Below are 19,348 nucleotides of genomic sequence, written 5' to 3'. Positions count from 1 at the left end.
AGTAAATGCCCGCGCGTCATGCCCGCGGTCAATCCCCATTGGACGCCGGGCGCGTCCGAAGGGCCCGCCCGCCGCCTAGACCCCAAGAAACTGCGCGAGCCGCCGCACCCCTTCATCGAGCCGTTCCGTGCCGCACGCGTAACACCAGCGCACGAAACCCTCGCCCTCTGCGCCGAACGCAACGCCGGGCGCGAGGCCCAGTCCCGCTTCGCGCACGAGCCGCTGGCACAGCGCGAGGCTGTCGCGCGCCGCGTCGAGCCGGAAGAACAGATACATCGCGCCGTCTCCCGGCTTGACGTCGACGCCGGGCAATCCGCCGAGCGCGCGCACGAGGTGATCGCGCGACTGGCGCAATTGCGCGACCACGCCGTCGGTCACGGCCGCCCCGTCGCGCACCGCGACGATCCCCGCGCGCTGCACGAACTCGGGCGCGCACGACGTGTTGTACTCGACGAGCTTGCTCAGATCGTCCATCAGCGCGTCGGGGGCGACGATCCACCCGAGCCGCCAGCCGGTCATGAGCCACGCTTTCGAGAACGAATTGACGGCGATTACGCGCTCGTCGCGTCCCGCGAGATCAAGAAACGACGGCGCCGTGCGCCCCGCGCCGAAATAGAGCCGCTCGTAGACCTCGTCGGCGATGATCCAGATGCCGTGTCGCCGGCAATGCTCGAGCACGGCGCGCTGCTCGTCGCGCGACATGACCCAGCCGGTCGGGTTGTTCGGCGAATTGATCAACACCGCGCGCGTATCGGGCGTCAAGACCGCGAGAAAGCGTTCGAGATCGAGCGTGAAACCCTTCGGCCCGTACGACAGCGACACGGTCTCGACGCGCGCGCCGAGAATCTTCGGAATCTCGACCAGATTGGGCCACAGCGGCGTCAGCGCGACGACGCGATCTCCCGCGCCGACCACGAGTTGCGATGCGAGCATCAGCGCATTGACGCCGGCGCTCGTCACCGCCACGTGATCGGGCGACGTCGCGCCGTGCAGCACCGACACATACTCGGCGAGCGCGCCGCGCAGCGCCGGAATACCGAGATTGTGCGTATAGAACGTCGCGCCGTCGGCCAACGCGGCGCTCGCGGCATCGCGAATAAAGCGCGGCGTTTGCTGATCGGACTCGCCGAACCAGAACGGCAGCACATCAGGCAAGCCCATCGCCGCATTCGCGACCTCGCGAATCTTCGACGCGCGCAACGCCTGCACGGCCTCTCGCGCAAAAGGCGCCGCCGCGCCGCGTCCGGCTTCCGTCACCCACGACACAGTCTCGCTCGCCATCTCCGTACCCACGCTCCCTGCCCTCGAAAAAACGGATGGTAGCAGCGCATCGGCGTTCCTCGCCCGCTATCCATGCTCACGCCCAAGCTCGTGCTCGTGCTCGTGCTCGTGCTCGTGCTCGTGCTCGTGCTCATGCTCGTGCCAGTGCCAATGTCAGACGCAAGCCCAGGGTCCGCCACCTGATTTCGGCTTTCGGCTTTCGGCTTCCCGCTTCCCGCTTCCCGCTTCCCGCTTCCCGCTTCCCGCTTCCCGCTTCCCGCTTCCCGCTTCCCGCTTCCCGCTTCGAGTGTAGGCCGCGCTCAGACGCCCTGCCCAAGCCGCAAGGGCACGTCGCGCACGATTTGCCAGACGGCGTCGGCCGCCGGAGACAGCGAGCGATCGCGGCGCCGCACGAGCGCCACCGTGCGCTCGGCCGTCGGCACGAGCGGGCGGGCGACGAGCGAAAGACCGGCCGGCAGCGGCAACGCCAGATTCGGCAGCACGGAAATGCCGACGCCCGCATCGACGAGGCCGAACACGCTCGCCGGATGAGCCATCTCCTGCACGACGACGGGCTCGATGCCGTGGTCGCGGAAGACCTTTTCGATCAGCGGACGACTGCCCGACGCCGAATCGAGCAGCACGAGCCGCTCGCCTTGCAGCGACGCCCATCCGATCGCGTCGCTGAACGCGAGCGGATGGTCGACGCGGCAGACGACGCTGAACGAATCCGTCATGACGGGTTCGAGCACGAGACCATCGGCCGCGATCGGATCGAGCAGCGGCGCGATGACGACACCGAAGTCGACCTCGCCCGACTTGACCTTGCGCAGCACGTCGTATTGCACCTCGTCGCGCAACGACAGCGCGATATACCGGTGCTGCGCGTTGCATTGGGCGACCGCGAGCGGCATCACGCGGGCCGATACCGTCGGCGCCGCCGCGACGACGACGCGTCCGCGCCGCTGTTCGCCGATCTCGCGAATCTCCCGCAAGGCGCCGTCGAGTTCGGCGAGCAGCCGCGATACGCTGGCGACGAGATTGAGTCCGGCCTCGGTCAGCACGACTTCGCGCGTCGTCCGGTCGAGCAGCTTGAGTCCGAGCTCGTCTTCGAGTTCGCGGATCGATCGACTCACGGCGGACTGCGTGAGGCCGATCTTCTGGCCGGCTTTGCTGAAACTCGCCAGCCGCGCGACCTCCATGAAAACCCGCAATTGCCTCAGCGTGACGTTCATCTTGTTGTTCGCGCTCCTCGCGCCCGATGCATGAGGCCGATAGACCGGCCCATTCGATGTGCGTGCCGCATCATAGCGCGCACGCCCAAAGACGACGCATCGGCATGGCGCGCGCGGAACCGGCGCGGTGCGCCATGCAGGTATGGCAACCGTCCGGTGCGCGCCGGCGGGTTCTTGCCCCGTCGAACCCGCGCGCGGCACGTCGACTGAGCGCGCGAACGCTTGCGCGTGCGCAACCGGCACGAATTGCGGCGAAAAACCCGCAACCCGGCCGATCGCGCGCGGATGCGGCACGCCCATCTGGTGCGCGCACGTGATCGACCGGGCACGGATCGCGCCTCGCATGCACAACTTCGGTGATTTCGCCGATCCCCAATCCTGCGTTTTCGACGCCCTGCGGGGTGGCCTTAAATCGCGCGCAAGCCTTATACGGCGGACGTTTGCTGTGCTGCAGCACGCGATTGGCACGGTATTCGCTTTTAGCCATCCAAGCCAACTCGCCATGCGGGTTGGAATACAAGGTCGCAACGTTGAGAAAGCGTCCACGCGTCCCGCCGCCGATTGCGCGGGCACACACTGGGGTCTGCATTGCTGAGGTGAAACATGATGGTATTCGACGATTTGAAAGACAACGAATGGGCCCTGGTCGAGGCGCTGTTCTGTGACGAGCCCAAGCGTAGCGAACGCCGCGGTCGTCCACGCGTCGAAGCCCGCTCGGTCGTCAACGCCGTGCTCTGGGTGTTGTGCACCGGCGAAGGCTGGTCGAAGCTGCCCGGGCGCTATCCGTCGCCGCCGACCTGCCGCCGCCGCTTCGACGAATGGCAAGCTGACGGCACGCTCGCCGAAATCGTCAAACGCCTCGGCAGTTGCGGCCGCGAGATCAGCCTGCGCGGCCGCGCGGCCGCGACGGTCAACAAACAACCGGCGCCGCCCGCGCGCGACCGCTTGCGCGGTGCGTTCTGGACCAACCCGGAATCGTGGCGCGCGCCCGTCAAACTGGCCTGAGAACATCCTGTCGGCTGAGCGCGCGCGGTCCGGCTACCGCCCCGCGCCTCGCGCTCATTGACGCCCGCATCCATCGGCCGCATCGAGGGACGGCACGCGTGGCGAACGGCGAAGCCGGCGATGCTGCGACGGAAACGTCGACGACACGCGGGTTCGCCACGCGGCGGCGGGGTCGGCTGCCGCGGTGTCCGCGGATCTGACAAAGATGCGCTGCCGACGACCGTTTCGCGCTCGGCGCCCGACGGCCGACACTGTCGCGCGCCGTCCGGTCACGATCCCTCCCGATGCGGCGACGCGGCGATGCGGCCGCTGTCGAGTCCGCGACATTCGATTCCGCGACGCCTGGGTCGCTCTCGTCGAATCCATGACCATCGACTCGGTCGCGGACCATCCGAAGCCCCCCGCGCCCATTCCGGCGCCGCGCGGCCCTTCGACACGCTTAGCGCTCGCGCTCCGCGATCTGTTACCGGCGCGCGGACAGACGCTCGTACGGCACGCCGCTCCTCGCAAGGTCCGCGATGCCCGACGCGGCCGACCGCCGACGCGCGTCAAGCGCCCGAAACGGCGATAAACATTCCTTTACGAACACTTACAGCTCGCGCGATCCGAATCCGTAGACTGAATGCTCCGCATTCACGTCGACACGTTTCCATGATCGCGAAAGCGCTGCTCGCCGTCGGCGCCGCAGCTCTGGGACTCGGTGGGTTTCTGATGGCGGCGCCGGCACGCAGCCAGGCCGCATCGGCTATCTGGGCTGCGCACGGCGCGCCGGTCGCGTTGCCGGTCGATCGTGCGCCGCCCGCGAGCTCGACCTTCACGCCGCCCGCGCCGAGGGGGAATTTGCGCGGCGACATCGCGGCCAATTCACGCGAGGACCGCCACGATCACGATCGAGACCATCGCGAATCCGAACGCAAGTCGAGCCGCCAATAAAGCAATCTCGAAAATATTCCGAAAAGTCCGGGAACCTGTTTCGCTTCGCGCGTGTCGGACACTTTGCCATGACCACAGCGTGGCATGTGTTACCCGGTATCGCCCGTATCCCTGGATACGGGCGTTTTTTTATCGGGCTTCAGATCGGGCTTCAGCGAAGCCGCGTTCGCGCGGCTAATTACCCGATGCCTTGATCGCATCCTCGGGCGCCAGATACAAATTCACGCGTTCATTCGACCACGTCGGCGCGCGTTCGCTGCGCTCGAGGCGGACGATTTCAGCCTTGCCGCGCGCCGTGAGCACCGCGATATCGACAGGGGCATGGTATCCGGGGCCATCAGGCGTGCGCTGGCGGATCGTTTCGAGCAACCCGGCGCCGCGCAAAAACTCGAATACCTTCGGCCGCTTCGGCCACGGCACCTGCCGGTACTGTGCATGCCGTAGTGCCTCGAGCACGGCCTCGTTCGAATGCTTCATTTCGCTCTCCGCGTTCCGGCCCAAGGCCGCAATTCGACTTGTCATGAGGACAGCGCCATTCTGCCAATTCATGCACCCGACCGATTTGGCATACCTGACTGGCAAACTGTGATCTTAAGCCCGACATATCTCGCAGGCAAAGTGTCGTATCGACCGATTTGCACGCGAATGCAACTCCCGACTTTTCCGAGGTTAGTAACAACTTGTAACCATGGTAAGCAAAAATAGGCGGTCTGCGGAGTGCCGGAGAGCGTCGATAAAATGGAATTGTCTTTCGAATGCCATTTCGTAGCGGTTTGCTTCTGTAACTCTTTGCCTGGAGGTTCAATCATGAAGACAATGCGCATGGCGTTGGCGGTTTCCCTGATGTCGCTCGCGAGCATCGCCGCCGCGCAAACGGACGGCGTGACGGTCAGTACCGACCCCGCGAAAGCGGCCGACGTCGAGGCGCGCGCCCAGGCCTTGCAGGACGCGCAGGACAAGGCCAACGCGATGAAGAGCGAAGCGCCCCCGCACAAGCATCACCACGGCAAGAAGCCTGCGGGCGATAAGGCAGAGTAAGATAGCGCCCGGTCGACTCGACCGACCGCCTCGGCGACCGACGCGCCCGCCGTCGGACGACACGGCGCCCCACTTCGACAGAAGCCCGCTCCACGCGGGCTTCTGTCTTTATAGAATCCCGTCATAGCGCGCAGAGAAGGAGCGAGTGTGAGCAATATTCAATTCGACATCGAATGGACGGACGCGGCGAGCCGCAAAATCGAAAAGCTGATGCCGAAGGCGAAAGGGCCGGACGGCGAGCGCGAACCCGTGCTCGCCCTGCCGCCGATCGAATGCCTGCCCGCCGAGGGCGATATCCTCTTTCTCGGACCGCGCGGCAAGCAACAACCGTTCATCGTCGCCGAGCGGCAATATCACCATGAAGGCGGCGGCGACTGGACCATCGTGCTGATTCTCGACCTCCCGGACGACAACTGATCGCCGCATGCCGTACGTCCAGCATCGTACGGCTGCGGTCTCACGTTCCCGGTCTAGCGCTCCAGGCCTCACGTCCCGGATCGCGCGTCGCCGCGCACGGTCAACGCGCGAAAAAAAACCCGCACTTGATCCAAGTGCGGGTTCAAACCGCCGCCCTACGAGGAAAGGCGACGGGGCCAATTCAAATCCTGCCGATCGCGAAGACGATCACGCGTGGAACCCCGGGACGTGTCGTGTCGGCCAGTCCATCGCCATGCGAATTCGGCATCTTCGCGGCTATGCCAGACTCCGGACCGCGTCCCTATTTACGCAACAGCCATGCCATCCGCGCATATCTGTACGCGAGACGGATACGATCCGCGACAGCGGCAGTCCCCATCGGGCGCACACGGATTTCGATCGCGCGATTGCTTCGCTCTGCAGAACGTAGCCTGATCTCATTCGAACGTTTGTTCAGTGCGATGTCCAGCGCACATGCGCCGTAACGTTACGTGACACGCGGCCGCACATGCAGAGAGCCGCGACGCGACGGCCTGTACAATCGGCCCATGCCATCCACGGAAGGGACCATGATTCGGCCGTTGTCTGCACGCGCCCTGCTATGCCCGTTGTTGCTCGTCGTCTGCTGCACGACGCATGCATCGTCCGAACCTTCGACCTCGACCCCGCCCCCACCGCCTTCGGTTCTCTACGGACCGTTGTTCGCCGCCGTTCAGAACGCGCGTCTCTTCTCCGACGAACGGACGTTTGCCGACATGGCGCCCGTCGGCACGCCGGATCGAATCGTCAGCGGCTTCGAGCGCATGAAGTCGCAGCGCGGCTTCAATCTCGGATCGTTTGTCTTCGAGCATTTCCTGCCGCCGCGTCGTGCACGCCCCCCCGCGCCGGCCGATCCGCGCATCGCGATCGACGATCACATCGATGCGCTCTGGACCGAACTCGCGCGTCCCGCGGATCTCCCAAGTTCGCCCGATGCCTCATGGATCGCCGTCCCGCGTCCCTACCTCGCGCCAAGTCCTCGCTTCGACGACGTGCGCTACTGGGAGTCGTACTTCGTGATGCTTGGGCTCGACGCCGACGGACGCCGAGCCCAAGTCGACGATCAGATCGACGACATCGCCGCGCTGATCGACCGCTTCGGCTATATGCCCGCGAGCAATCGGACCTACGACCTCAGTCACTCGGGCCCGCCGTTCTTCTCGCTGATGGTCGATCTCGTCGCGCGCCATGAAGGGCCGGCGGCCTATGTCCGCTATCGGCCCGCACTCGAACGCGAGTATGCGTACTGGATGGACGGCGCCTCGCAACTGCCCAGCGACACCGCCTGGCGGCGCGCGATCCGCCTGTCCGACGGCACCGTGCTCAACCGGTACTGGGACGATCGCGCCGCGCCGCGCGACACGTCGTACCGATCGGATCTCCTGCTCGCCTCGCATGCCGGCTCGCCGTTCGGCAAGCGCGCGGAAAGCCTCTTTCGCAATCTGCGCGCCGCCGACGAGAGCGGATGGGCCCTGAGTTCGCGTTGGGTCGCCGACGGTCAGCACGTCGCGACGCTACGCACGACCTCGCTGGTGCCGGTCGACCTCAATGCCTTGCTCTATCACCTGGAAGTCACGCTGGCGCGCGGCTATCGCGAAACCGGCGACCGTGCGCATGCCGAGAACCTGCTGCTGCGCGCCGCGCAACGCAAGGCCGCGATCGAACGCTTGATGTGGGATCCGAAAATCGACGCGTTCGCCGATCTCGATTGGACCAGCGGCAAACTGACGCACATCCTGACGGCAGCGACGGTGTACCCGCTGTTCCTGCGCACGGCGACGCCTTCGCAGGCCGCCGCGGTCGCGCAGACGGTGCGCGATGCCTTGCTCGCGAAAGGCGGCGTCATGACGACGACGATCCGAAGCCCGTGGAGCTGGGATGCACCGTATGGCTGGGCGCCGATTCAATGGATGGCCGTGACCGGCTTCAACCAATACCATTTCGCCGACCTCGCCCGCACGATCGCGAAACGATGGGTCCAGACGAGCCTCGACACGTACGCGCAGACCGGCCGCTTATCGGAGCGATACGACGTCGTCGATCCGAGCCGCAATGCGGCGCTGATCGCAAACGAACTGTCGGCCGAAACGGGCGCGCCGAGCGTCGTGCACGGCGTCGGATGGAGCGCGGGCGTGCTTCGCGCGATGCTCGCGGCGTATCCGGAGATCGCCTCGACGCATACGCGCGGGCCGGACCCGCGTCTCACGCACTAATGTCGATGGCGTCGCGCCGCGTGCAGCTCGGGCGGATCGCAGTCGTCATGCGGCTCCGTGAGCGCATGCGCCACGATAAACACGAGCGCGGCCAGAAACACGATAAACGCCCACATCCAATACGGTATCAAGTCGAACATGATGAAGCCTCCCGCGCGGTCGATTCTTGTTCTGATCGGATTCGCCGGACGATGCCGCCGCACCGGCCGGATACGCGTCCGGCACGGGCTCGCCCGCCGATCGTCGTTCCTGCCCCTCAGGAACGCTGTCGACGCCCGCGTGCGTCGATATGGATGACTGCCGAGCGCCGCGTGCCCGCCTCGGGCCGGCGTCGGTATTCGATTTCGATCACGCGGCGACGCTGGGGCCGCAACGCGCGCAGAGCGCCGGCGCATCGGCCGAACGCGTGCTTGAAAAGGGACTTGATCGCTTGAGCAGCGTGGTGCGCGTACGTATTCATTGTGTGCCCGTCCCCCATGGTCCTGACAGCCTATCCACTCCCGTGTCGGATCGCCGATTGCCGAATTGCCTATCGCCACCGCGTCCGACACGTCCTTGATTCAAAACACCAGCAAGCTTCGGGCCCGCCTGCGGATGTCGTCTGATACGCAACGGCATGCGGTTCATCCATGCCGTTGATTCCACCATCCCACACTTTGCGCCGCCGCGCACTGAGGAACGACCCTGCTGCGGCCCAATCACAACGGCATGGCAGCACGGCGGCCCGCGTCGCTCGCAACCCGATGCATTCAGGCACCCGGAAAACAAAAAAGCCGGCATAAGCCGGCTTGATCGATCAGCGGAACCGCGGTGCCGGACCCATCGAAGACGCGCGCGACCGCGCACGTCCCCGATACATCCAGCATAGGACAGATTAGTGCATCTCCGTGCTCAAAAGCCCGACGATGTGCTGCGCTTGCGGCGTCGTCACCACCTTGCCGCTTTCGTCGACGATCGCCACGCGCGTCGTGCTTTCGGTCAGCGCGCGCACGTTGAGACGATACTGCTTGGCTTCCTTGTCCTTGTGACCATGGAACAGTTGGCTCCAGAAGCCTTGTTCGTCGGACGTGTGGTCGTTCGGATCGACGTAGCGGATGAAATACAGCCCCTTCGTGCGGTCCTTGTCGTCGACCGTGAAGCTCGCGCGATCAAGTGCGACCCCGACCGCCAGCCACGCGCGGTCATAGGACGACGCCATATTGATTTCGGTGAGTTTCGTGTCGGCGCCCGCGTCGGCCTCGTTCGTGTTGTGCGCCGCGGAAGCCGCTGCAGGCGCGGAAGCCGATGCCGCCCCCGACGCGGCGACGCCCGATGCCGCATCGGCGTCGTCGGCGATCGGCTGCCCGCTCGTCTTGTTGTATGAGAGTTCCGTCATCAGACGGCGCAGATATTCGACTTCGAGCGTCGGATCGTTCGGCGCGGCAGCCCACTCGCGATTTTCGTTGTTCTGCCCCGTCATCTGCTCGGTCAGACCGCGCTCGCTGATGAAGACATACGTGGAACCGTCCGGACCCGCTTCGAGGCGCGTGCGGTATTTGTAGCGGCTCGCGGCCGTATACGCGCTGTCGAGGCTCTTGCCGATGAAATTACGCACGAAGCCCGCATCGATGCTCGGCCGCTTCTCGTTCCAGTCCGTTTCCATCACGCCGGACTTGCGCGACTCGACGGCAAGCAGGAAGCCCTGCTGCTGCCAGAACTTGCGGAGCTGCGGCCAGAGCTGCTTGGCGTCCTGGCCGTCGACGACGAGCCAGCGCTCGTTGCCGTCGCGCTGCAGGTGCACGCCCGGCAGCGACGGCAGCACCGTATCCGTTGTTTTCGGCGCGGTCTTCTCGGTCTGCGTCAGCGAACTCAGCGACGCTTCGCCGCTCGTCGGCGCGGCGAGCCGCTGATCGGCGACCTGCGCGGTCAGATCGGGCGGCGCCGCGAGATTCGGCGTCTTCGGCTTCTCGGAGCTCTTGTACTCGATTGCGTGCGGGTCCGGAGCGCTGCACCCGGCGGCCAGACCTGCGAGGGCGGCAAGCACTGCAACGTTCAGCGTAAGGCGATGGGCAATAAATTTCATGGATTCCTTCGGGCGCGCCACGGACCAGCTTCCGTGGGATCAACGGGGGATTTTACCGGTCTTGCGACCTTCATTGCAAAAACGTGCGCCGACCCGCAATTTTCCGTTCGTCACCAGACGGCGCAAGGTCGCTCCGGCCCTGCCTTGTCAAGCCCTTGCGCGCGCCGCGTGGCGTCACGGCCCACGCGCCGAACCAACGCTTGCCAAGCGCGTCGCGCGCCCCCACCATGGCTGCTCGCCCCTGCGGGTCCTATCCGTCGCGGGGACGAAGAATGGCATTTGAGCCCGCGATTCGCGGGCTTTCTTTTTGCCCCGCCGAAATCCGCTCGTCCGCTTCTGCGCGCTGAATTCGGGCCGCCTCGCTCCTCGCGCCTGAAATCCATGCGCCCCCGCTGAATGCCCTAAATCCTGCGCGGCGATCCGCCGCGGCGACGATCGCCGTCCAAACAAAAAAGCGGTTCAGACCCGTCTGAACCGCTCGTGCGTTCAAGCAAGCCGACGGCGCTGTCGGCTTACTTCGCGACCGGCATCGTGAACTCGGCGCCCTTCGCGATCGAATCGGGCCAACGCTGCATCACGCTCTTGTAGCGCGTATAGAAGCGCACGCCCTCTTCGCCGTACGTATTGTGGTCGCCGAATAACGAGCGCTTCCAGCCGCCGAACGAATGCCAGGCCATCGGCACGGGAATCGGCACGTTGATGCCGACCATGCCGACCTGGATCTGACGCGCGAACGCGCGCGCGACGCCGCCATCCGATGTGAAGCACGACACGCCGTTGCCGTATTCGTGCCGATTGATCAAGTCGACGGCGGACGCGAAATCAGGCACGCGGACGACCGACAGCACCGGTCCGAAAATCTCCTCGCGGTAAATCTTCATATCGGGCTTCACATGATCGAACAACGTGCCGCCGAGGAAAAAGCCCTGTTCATGACCCGCGACACGCTGTCCGCGACCGTCGACGACGAGTGTCGCGCCCTCGCCGATGCCCGCATCGATATAGCCTTCGACCTTCGACTTGTGCGCGCCCGTCACGAGCGGCCCCATTTCGGCGTCGCGCTCCATGCCGTTCTTGACGGTCAGCGCGCGCACGCGCGGCGCGAGGCGATTCACGAGGTCGTCGGCGATGTGTCCGACCGCGACCGCGACCGAGATCGCCATGCAGCGTTCACCGGCCGAGCCGTACCCCGCGCCGATCAGCGCATCGACGGCCTGGTCGAGGTCGGCGTCGGGCATCACGACGAGATGATTCTTCGCGCCGCCGAGCGCCTGCACGCGTTTGCCGCGCGCCGCGCCCTGCGTGTAGATGTATTCGGCGATCGGCGTCGATCCCACGAACGAGATCCCGGCGACGTCGGGATGATCGAGCAGTGCGTCGACCGCCTCCTTGTCGCCGTGCACGACATTGAAGACCCCGTCCGGGAGCCCCGCCTCCTTGAGCAGTTCCGCGAGCCGGATCGAACACGACGGATCGCGCTCGGACGGCTTGAGCACGAACGTGTTGCCGCATGCGAGCGCGATCGGGAACATCCAGCACGGCACCATCATCGGGAAGTTGAACGGCGTGATGCCCGCGGTCACGCCGAGCGGCTGACGCATGCTCCAGTTGTCGATACCGCCGCCGATCTGCTCGGTGTACTGCCCCTTGAGCAACTGGGGCGCCGCGCACGCGAATTCGACGACTTCGATGCCGCGCGTGACCTCGCCGCGCGCGTCGCTGAGCACCTTGCCGTGTTCGCGCGTGATGAGTTCGGCGAGCTCCTCGGCGTGCTTGTCGAGCAAGGCCTTGAAATTGAACAGAATCCGCGCGCGCTTGAGCGCCGGCGTGTCGGCCCATGCCGGGAACGCCGCACGGGCCGCCGCGACGGCCGCCGCGACCTCGGCCTTCGAGGCAAGCGCGACACGCGCCTGCACCTTGCCGGTCGCCGGATTGAAAACGTCTCCCGTGCGTCCGCTCGTGCCGGGCTGGATCTTGCCGCCAATGAAATGCGTGATGTTTCGGACCGCGGTATCGCCTGCGTGGGTGTCGCTCATTGCCTGTCTCCGAGACGTTCTGGATCGTGCGCAATCGGGGGATCGATCGGGTTGACGATCGGGTTGAGGGTTGGCGAGGCGCACAGTCGCCCCGCCGGTGCTTGCACACAAGTGGCGTCACTATGCGACGCCCAATTTGGCGCGCACAGAGTCAGTTACCGAACTGAATTGATAACTGTATTGGTCTCAATCGATAAAGTGTATTGGCAAAAAGCGGCATGCTTTCGTACGATCGGGTATCGCCATCGCCGCTTTCCCCATGATCGAACTCGACCTTATCCGCCAGCGCGCGAACGCCCCGACCCTCGTCGAGCAGCTTGTGCGCGCGTTCTCCGACGCGATCGAGCGGCACGCGCTCAAGGCCGGCACGCGCCTGCCGTCGGTACGGCGCCTCGCGCAAGACCATGCGCTGAGCACCTTCACCGTCACGGAAGCGTACAACCGGCTCGTCTCGCTCGGGCTCGTCGTGGCGCGGCGCGGCTCCGGCTATCGCGTTGCCAGCCGGCCGACGGCCGCGCGGGACGACGCGCCGGCCTGGGAACCGCCGAGCCTCAATGCGACCTGGCTGCTCTCGGACGTCTTCGCCGATCACTCGGTGCCGATCAAGGCCGGCTGCGGTTGGATGCCCAACGAGTGGGTCAACGAAGCGGGGCTGCATCACGCGCTGCGGGCCGTGAGCCGCACGCCGGCCGCACGGCTCGCGGACTACGGCCATCCGTACGGCTTCGCGCCGCTGCGCGAACGTGTCGCCGCCGAGCTCGACCGCTACGGTGTGCCCGTCGATGCGACGAACGTCCTGCTCACGCAGGGCGCGACGCAGGCGCTCGACCTCATCGTGCGCACGCTGCTAAGGCCTGGCGACGCGGTCGTCGTCGAGGATCCCTGCTATTGCAATCTGCTCCAGATCCTCAAGCTCGCGGGGCTCCAAGTCCATGGCGCGCCGCGCACGCCGCAGGGCTTCGACCTCGATGCGCTCGAAAACATCGTGCGCACGCACGAGCCGAAGGCGCTGTTCGTCAACACGGTATTGCAGAATCCGACCGGCGCGAGCCTGAACATGGCCGCCGCGTTTCGCGTGCTTCAGATCGCCGAGCGGCACGGACTCTGGGTCATCGAAGACGACGTCCATCGCGAACTGTCGCCGGCCGGACCGCCGATGCTGGCCGCGATGGAGGGACTGCGGCGCGTCGTCTACGTCAGCAGTTTCGCGAAGACGATCACGCCCGCGCTGCGCTGCGGATACGTCGCCGCGGAACGCGACGTGCTGCGCGAACTCGCGCGCACGAAGATGGCCGTGGGTCTGACGTCGTCGGAAACGACCGAGCGCCTGGTCGACAAGGTGCTCGTCGAGGGCCGCTATGCGCGGCATGTCGAATTCGTCAACGACAAGCTCAAGGATGCACACGCGCGCGTCGAGCAATACGTCGACGATCTCGGACTCGAACTCTTTCATCGGCCGCAAGCGGGGCTCTATCTCTGGGCGCGTTTGCCGATCGAGCCCGAACAGGCGAGCGACATTGCGACCCGCGCATTGCGCTACGGGATCTGGCTCGCGCCGGGCTCCTATTTTCGACCCGGCGACCAGCCCTCGTCGTGGTTCCGCTTCAACGCGCCGTACGCGACCGACCCGCGCCTGTGGGACTTCGTCGCACAGATTGCGCGCGAAGCGCGCGGCACGCGGGCGTAAGGTTCGCGCGCTCGGGCAGACTCGCGCGCCGGCTAGTTCGACCCGCCGTGCTCCTTCTGGTATTCATCGAGCGCGCGCAGCGTGTTGTTCACGTGCTGCTCGGGGTCCATGCTCGAATACGAGTACCAGATGCGGCCGTCCGGCTCGATGACATACGACACGCGCTTGGCCATCTGTTTCTCCGGCATCGCCGCATCGTAGGCTTTCATGATCGAGCGATCCGGATCCGCCGCGACCGCGAATTTGCTCCGGCACTCGCTGACCGAGAATTGATTGAGCGTCTCGATGTCGTCGTGCGAGACGCCGATGACGGTCGCGTGATAGTCGTGAAACCGGTCGACGGCGTCCGCGAACAGATGGGCTTCGATCGTGCAGCCCTTCGTGAAGGCCGCCGGATAGAAATAGAGCACGACCGGGCCCTTCTTGAGCGCCTCGTCGAGCGAAAACGCAAAGACCTTGCCGCCGATCGACGCCTGAGCCTTGAAATCCGGCGCCGGATCACCCGAGTTGAGTTCCGCGTGCGCGAGCGAGGCGGCGCCGAGCGCGCCAACTGTAACAATTGCCGCCACCGTTGCGCGGCTCGCGCGAAGCACGGACGACAGCGGCTTGAAAGACTCGGACATCCCTGTCTCCTAACGGGCACAACGCCCTGGCGGCTATTGTGCCCGTTTGTCGGAGACGCCGCTCGCGGCTAGACGCGCTCCGGGCTCGCGCCCTCGCGATTGCGAGGCGGATCGAACAGCGGGACGAGCTCGGGGCTCGACAACGAGAAGCGCGCCACCGTATTCGCATGATGGGCGAGCGCGTGGACCATCCCGCGGCCCGGATCCATCTCTTCGAGCATGCGCAGGATTTCCATATACCGCCCGCCGCCGCGGATCCGGTCGAAATGCAAGCGGCGCAGACGCTGAATCAGCCCATACATGTCTTCGTTGCGGCGCGCACTCGTGCTCTGCACGGCCACGTAGCGCTCGTAGAGCCGCGGCAGGCCGCAAATGAACCCGAGCTGCGCGAGCACGGCGCGGTAATGGGGCCGCTCACCCTCGGCGCCGACAAAGCCTTCATGCGCCGACGCGCCGATCGCCGTCTTGATCAGGTAATACGCATGCACGAGGCGTTGACCGCCGCCGGGCGTCTGATTCGCGATGACGTCGAGTTTCTGGATCAGGCGCCGCTCGAACTGCGTCAGCGTGACGGATTCCGCGCCGTCGTTCGAGGCGTCGTCGCCCCCGCCGCCGAGCGAATACCACCAGTCGTCCTCGCGATCCGAGGCCAGTTCCGCGAGATGCTCGGCCACGGACGCCGAATTGTGCGCGAGATCGGGCTCGACCTCGTCGCGAATCCAGTAGAGCGTGTCGAAGCGACCGCACAGATAATCGTCGGACAGCGTCATCCCCGCGGCGCCCGGTGCGGCATCGTCGGTCACGCGGCGATTGCCGCCCTCGTCCTCTTTCTCGATCGCACGCTTTTCCGTTTCGCGGCGCAACGTCTTGTTCATGCGTTCCTGGTCGAAGACCGCGAACACCGTGAACTGGGGCATCGTCATCAAGGCGTCGATCGCGCGCAGCGCGTCGGCCAGCGCGATCGGTCCGCATTTGTCGAGACCGTCGAGAAAGACGACGACGCGACCGATCGGCGTCTCGGGCGCCGTCGCATGGCTCGCGGGTTCGGCACGCGTCGTGCTGAGTTCGTCGACGACGCCCGCGTCGTCGTCGGCACCGGGTTCGTGCGCGTGCGCCGCGTCCGCACCCGCGTGCTCGGCAGTCTGGTCCGCATATTCGTCGGCCTCGGGGTTGCCCGAATGCGCCGGTGCATCGGCCTCGGTATGCGAAACGCCCCCCGCGGCATGATGTTGGGCAGGCCGCTGCGAACGCGGCGCGCGCTCGGGCGGCGCATCGTTCGGATTGCCGCCCGGCGATGCCGCTGCGAGCGCCGCGCGCGCGCTGTTGAGTTCGCGTTCGGCGGCCATGAGCACCTGACGCGCGTCGCCGAATCCCGTCTCGCGCTTCGCGAGGACCGTGACCTTGGCCGATGCCTTGGTCTTCTCGCGGCCGATCTCGCGTTCGATCGTCGTTTCGATTTCCTTGTCGAGTCCGCGCAGATAGCTGATCGCGCGCGCGGGCCCGAACAACCCGATGCGAAACGCGAGCACGGCCGCCGTGATCGCGATCGCAACGTCGCCCACGGGCCGCGCGATCGCTTCGGGCATGACTTTCGCCAGATAGTCGATGCCGATCGAGTCGAACGACACCGTCGCCGCGGCCGTCCCCAGAATCGCGAGGATCGTCGTCACAGCGAAAATCAGCGGACGGCGCTTGGCGATCTCGATCAACGACGACGCGAGCATGCGTGTACGTCCGACGCGCGAGCTCGCATCGACCATCAGTGATTTGATCGACGCTTCATCCATGCTCCGCACGCCGAGGTCGCGGCCGAAGCGCGCGAGCCTCGGCTTGTCGGCGGCGAGATGCTTGCCGAACACCTCGCGCGTGACGTCGGTCGTCACGGTCTCGGGATCGCGCACGCGCTTGCCGTAGATATCCTCGTACGCCTTGCGCGCTTTCTCGAGATTCTCTTCGGCGCGCGCGACGCGCTCGCGTGCGCGCATGACGTGCACCGCCTGGTCGTCGAGCTTGAACGCGCGCGTGATCTGCTCGGCCAGCGGATCCACATGCGCGGCGGTGCCGTCGCGGGCCGGCGCGAGCTTGAGTTCCGAGAACAGATGCTCGACGATTTGCCCCCACAACTGCCCCTGATCGCCGGGCAGCGGCATATAGCGGACGACGGCGAGACGGCCTTCGCCCGGTGCGGGATCGTCCTTCGTGAGCTCGCGGATCTTCGTGATCACGCGATCGATAAACAAACCCTTCGAGCTCGGCGATTCGCTGAACAGCGCGATCGATGCCGGCGCGGCGGGCCCACCGGCCACGACGACCCGGGCAAACGCGGCCGCTTCGGCCGACGCCAGTTTTCGATGTTGCTGATGCGCGCTGTCGCTCATGACCCGTCTTTTAATATCGCTGTTGATAAACAATACGGGTCTGCGTTATGGATGCCCGTTCGACACTGTTAACGGATGCCGTCCCACAATCTTTAGACGCACCGACGCGCGGCGCCGTACCTAAAACGCGGCAAACGCGAATGCCCGTTACACTGCGGCTTTTCCCCTGAGCCCCACGCACTTTTCGCCATGAACGTACTCATCACCGGCGCTTCGGCCGGCTTCGGACGCGCGATCGCCGAGCGTCTCGTCCACGACGGTCATACCGTCTTCGCCACCGCGCGCCGCAAGGACAAACTCGACGAACTGAGCCGGCAATTGGGCGCGAAGCTCGTGGCATTCGAACTCGACGTCCGCAGCCGCGAAGCGACGGCCGCGCTCGTGCGCGAGATCGAAAACGGACATGGGCCGATCGATGCGCTCGTGAACAACGCGGGGCTCGCGCTGGGTCTCGGTCCTGCCCAGACTTCGTCGCTCGACGAATGGGACACGATGATCGACACGAACATCAAGGGACTCGTCTATATGACGCACGCCGCATTGCCCGCGATGGTCGAGCGCGATCGGGGCTGGGTCATCAATCTCGGATCGGTCGCGGGAACGTACCCGTATCCGGGCGGCAATGTCTACGGCGCGACCAAGGCGTTCGTGCATCAGTTCACGCTGAACCTCAAGGCCGATCTCGTCGGCAAGCACGTGCGCGTGACCTCGATCGAACCGGGCTTGTGCGGCGGGACCGAGTTCTCGGTCACGCGATTCGGCGGAGACGAACAGAAAGCGGCGACGGTCTACCAAGGCACGCAGCCGATCACGGCAGCGGACATCGCCGAAACGGTCTCGTGGATCTTGTCGCTGCCCTCGCACGTGAACATCAACACGATCGAAATGATGCCCACATGCCAGGCGCCGAACGCGTTCGCGATCGCGCGATCGAGCACCTGAGACGCGACGCGTGGCGACACCGGCGCGGGCACCGGACATAAAAAAACCCGGCAGGATCGCTGCCGGGTTGTGCTCGTGCTGCCTGGGTGTCGGCGGCACGAGGCGTGATCTTCCGGGATGCCCCGGCCGCGCTCTCGTCCTTCCGATGAACGACACCCGCGCGCTCGTCATCCCGAACGCGCTCGTGAAACTTATTCCTGCGCGTTGCTCGGAACGGCGACCTTCGCGTAGCGCGCTGCGCTGTGCTGCGTCGCGACTGCGTATTCACCACGCACCGCCGGGCGGTTCGCCGGGAAAGCATTCGGTGCGCGTTGTTGCTCGAGCTGGCCCGATGCTTGTGCGACGACGAGTTGCTGACGAACTTGTTCGCGGGTCAGACCTTCATTGCTTTGGGCGAATGCCGGAACAGCAGCAGCGAACGTAGCGGAAACGAGCAGTGCGGAAACGAGAGTGCGCTTCATGGTGTAACTCCTGACAATTTTGAGCATCCTGGGATTCGGTCCGGGTCCAGTTCTGGATCGCTGACCGTTGAAGCTAATGTAAACCCTAGGCTATTGAACAAAAAGGTTGATAAATGGAATAGATAGTTCGAGATTCCGTAACAATCTCGGCATGAATGCTGCGATGCAAAACCCTGCCGAAATCAGGGTGGAAATCCTGAGAACGCCTTTACACCGGGGGTTTGAAGTGAAAATCCCGGCGACGATGAATAGATTAAGAAAAAAATTCTCGTCAGATCGGTGTTTCAAGTAGCAGCACAAAATCGTCGATCGTGCAGCAGTCGAACCGCCCAATCGGTTCATACCGCCCCGAATCGCAACGCGAGCGGCCTCGTACAGGCGAAGCGCGTCCGCGGGTCCGTCATTCGATTCGCGGTTCGCTCTCGGCTCTCAGCCCTCCCTCGGCCTGGCCACCCGGGCTCGGTGCGATCGAGAGACAGGCGTCCTCTTGATCGCACCCGCGCGATCCGCCTCGCGCGGGCCGCGCCCTAGAGCTTGAGCGTCGACAACAGGATGCTCGTCTCGGTCGCGGCAATGCCGTCGATCGTGCGAATTCGCGTCAGAACCTGATCAAAGGCCTCGAGGTTATCGGCGCGAATCTCCGCGACGATGTCCCAGCGACCGTTCGTCGTATGCAGCGACTGCACGCAAGGCTCGCCGCGCAACGCGCCGAGCACATGTCCCGCGCGGTTGCCCTCGACGGCGATGCTCATCCATCCGCGAACGCGATGCGCCTCGGCTTCGGGCTTGAGCCGGACCGTATAGCCGACGATGACCCCGTCGCGTTCAAGCCGATCGAGCCGGTTCTGGACCGTCCCCCGCGACACGTCGAGCACCTTCGCGAGATGCGCGACCGGCCATCGCGCGTTATCGCGCAGCAGCGCGAGCAACCTGCGATCCGTGTCGTCGAGCGAATGCAGCGCTTCGGTCATGGTGCTCTCCGGAAGTCATCGTCGAACGCGTCCATCGCATCTCGACAC

At 65.3% G+C, this 19,348-nt stretch carries 16 protein-coding genes and 1 pseudogene; 7 read left to right on the top strand and 10 right to left on the bottom strand.

Annotation, left to right across the window (positions count from 1 at the left end; translation table 11 throughout):
- Positions 1 to 75: 75 nt before the first annotated feature.
- Complete coding sequence (locus D7S86_RS19115) at positions 76 to 1,281, bottom strand: pyridoxal phosphate-dependent aminotransferase (protein WP_121088458.1); 1,206 nt, start codon at positions 1,279 to 1,281, stop codon at positions 76 to 78.
- Positions 1,282 to 1,580: 299 nt separating this feature from the next.
- Positions 1,581 to 2,495, bottom strand: coding sequence for a LysR family transcriptional regulator (locus tag D7S86_RS19105; protein ID WP_121088588.1), 915 nt, complete (start codon positions 2,493 to 2,495; stop codon positions 1,581 to 1,583).
- A 606-nt stretch (positions 2,496 to 3,101) separates the two neighbouring features.
- On the opposite strand from D7S86_RS19105, the pseudogene D7S86_RS19100 reads away from it, so the two are divergent.
- Together D7S86_RS19100 and D7S86_RS19090 are read left to right on the top strand one after the other, a co-directional pair.
- A pseudogene (locus tag D7S86_RS19100) lies at positions 3,102 to 3,497 on the top strand (transposase); the annotation flags it as partial.
- A gap of 654 nt (positions 3,498 to 4,151) precedes the next feature.
- The gene (locus D7S86_RS19090) at positions 4,152 to 4,433 is read left to right on the top strand and encodes a hypothetical protein (RefSeq protein ID WP_121088455.1); all 282 of its coding nucleotides are present in this window, start codon (positions 4,152 to 4,154) and stop codon (positions 4,431 to 4,433) included.
- Positions 4,434 to 4,607: 174 nt separating this feature from the next.
- On the opposite strand, the gene D7S86_RS19085 is transcribed toward D7S86_RS19090, so the two are convergent.
- Positions 4,608 to 4,910 (bottom strand): hypothetical protein, encoded by a 303-nt coding sequence (locus tag D7S86_RS19085; RefSeq protein ID WP_121088454.1) that lies wholly within the window; start codon positions 4,908 to 4,910, stop codon positions 4,608 to 4,610.
- Between the two features lie 330 nt (positions 4,911 to 5,240).
- On the opposite strand from D7S86_RS19085, the gene D7S86_RS19080 reads away from it, so the two are divergent.
- The 3 genes from D7S86_RS19080 (at position 5,241) to D7S86_RS19070 (ending at position 8,140) form a co-directional block, all read left to right on the top strand.
- Positions 5,241 to 5,471, top strand: a complete 231-nt coding sequence (locus D7S86_RS19080; protein ID WP_121088453.1) for an SIMPL domain-containing protein — start codon at positions 5,241 to 5,243, stop codon at positions 5,469 to 5,471.
- Between the two features lie 147 nt (positions 5,472 to 5,618).
- Positions 5,619 to 5,888, top strand: coding sequence for a DNA-binding protein (locus D7S86_RS19075; protein ID WP_121088452.1), 270 nt, complete (start codon positions 5,619 to 5,621; stop codon positions 5,886 to 5,888).
- A 569-nt stretch (positions 5,889 to 6,457) separates the two neighbouring features.
- Entirely contained in the window at positions 6,458 to 8,140 is a 1,683-nt protein-coding gene (locus D7S86_RS19070; RefSeq protein ID WP_158602027.1) for a trehalase family glycosidase, read from the top strand.
- Here the strand turns inward: D7S86_RS19070 and D7S86_RS29595 are convergent.
- The 3 genes from D7S86_RS29595 to D7S86_RS19055 form a co-directional block, all read right to left on the bottom strand.
- Positions 8,137 to 8,280 carry a hypothetical protein gene (locus D7S86_RS29595; protein WP_158602026.1) on the bottom strand — a complete coding sequence of 48 codons (144 nt, stop codon included), beginning with the start codon at positions 8,278 to 8,280 and terminating at the stop codon, positions 8,137 to 8,139. The genes D7S86_RS19070 and D7S86_RS29595 overlap by 4 nt on opposite strands.
- A gap of 734 nt (positions 8,281 to 9,014) precedes the next feature.
- Positions 9,015 to 10,202, bottom strand: a complete 1,188-nt coding sequence (bamC, locus tag D7S86_RS19060) for an outer membrane protein assembly factor BamC (RefSeq protein WP_121088587.1) — start codon at positions 10,200 to 10,202, stop codon at positions 9,015 to 9,017.
- A 512-nt stretch (positions 10,203 to 10,714) separates the two neighbouring features.
- Positions 10,715 to 12,238 (bottom strand): CoA-acylating methylmalonate-semialdehyde dehydrogenase, encoded by a 1,524-nt coding sequence (locus D7S86_RS19055; protein ID WP_121088449.1) that lies wholly within the window; start codon positions 12,236 to 12,238, stop codon positions 10,715 to 10,717.
- Between the two features lie 259 nt (positions 12,239 to 12,497).
- Here D7S86_RS19055 and D7S86_RS19050 point away from each other — a divergent pair, with 259 nt between their 5' ends.
- Entirely contained in the window at positions 12,498 to 13,925 is a 1,428-nt protein-coding gene (locus D7S86_RS19050) for an aminotransferase-like domain-containing protein (protein WP_121088448.1), read from the top strand.
- Between the two features lie 32 nt (positions 13,926 to 13,957).
- On the opposite strand, the gene D7S86_RS19045 is transcribed toward D7S86_RS19050, so the two are convergent.
- Together D7S86_RS19045 and D7S86_RS19040 are read right to left on the bottom strand one after the other, a co-directional pair.
- Positions 13,958 to 14,548 carry a peroxiredoxin gene (locus D7S86_RS19045; protein WP_121088447.1) on the bottom strand — a complete coding sequence of 197 codons (591 nt, stop codon included), beginning with the start codon at positions 14,546 to 14,548 and terminating at the stop codon, positions 13,958 to 13,960.
- A gap of 68 nt (positions 14,549 to 14,616) precedes the next feature.
- The gene (locus D7S86_RS19040) at positions 14,617 to 16,926 is read right to left on the bottom strand and encodes a P-loop NTPase fold protein (RefSeq protein ID WP_121088446.1); all 2,310 of its coding nucleotides are present in this window, start codon (positions 16,924 to 16,926) and stop codon (positions 14,617 to 14,619) included.
- A gap of 189 nt (positions 16,927 to 17,115) precedes the next feature.
- Between D7S86_RS19040 and D7S86_RS19035 the strand changes: the two genes are divergently transcribed.
- Positions 17,116 to 17,868: an SDR family NAD(P)-dependent oxidoreductase gene (locus D7S86_RS19035; protein WP_121088445.1), complete on the top strand. Its 753-nt coding sequence runs from the start codon at positions 17,116 to 17,118 to the stop codon at positions 17,866 to 17,868.
- Positions 17,869 to 18,059: 191 nt separating this feature from the next.
- Here D7S86_RS19035 and D7S86_RS19030 read toward each other — a convergent pair whose 3' ends face one another.
- Together D7S86_RS19030 and D7S86_RS19025 are read right to left on the bottom strand one after the other, a co-directional pair.
- Positions 18,060 to 18,329, bottom strand: coding sequence for a DUF4148 domain-containing protein (locus tag D7S86_RS19030; protein ID WP_158602025.1), 270 nt, complete (start codon positions 18,327 to 18,329; stop codon positions 18,060 to 18,062).
- A gap of 527 nt (positions 18,330 to 18,856) precedes the next feature.
- Positions 18,857 to 19,300, bottom strand: coding sequence for an Lrp/AsnC family transcriptional regulator (locus D7S86_RS19025; RefSeq protein WP_121088443.1), 444 nt, complete (start codon positions 19,298 to 19,300; stop codon positions 18,857 to 18,859).
- Positions 19,301 to 19,348 lie beyond the last annotated feature (48 nt).

This window comes from Pararobbsia silviterrae, assembly GCF_003628125.1.
Classification (GTDB): domain Bacteria; phylum Pseudomonadota; class Gammaproteobacteria; order Burkholderiales; family Burkholderiaceae; genus Pararobbsia; species Pararobbsia silviterrae.
Note: the sequence above shows the minus strand (reverse complement) of the source record. Positions and strands in the feature narration are given on the sequence as shown.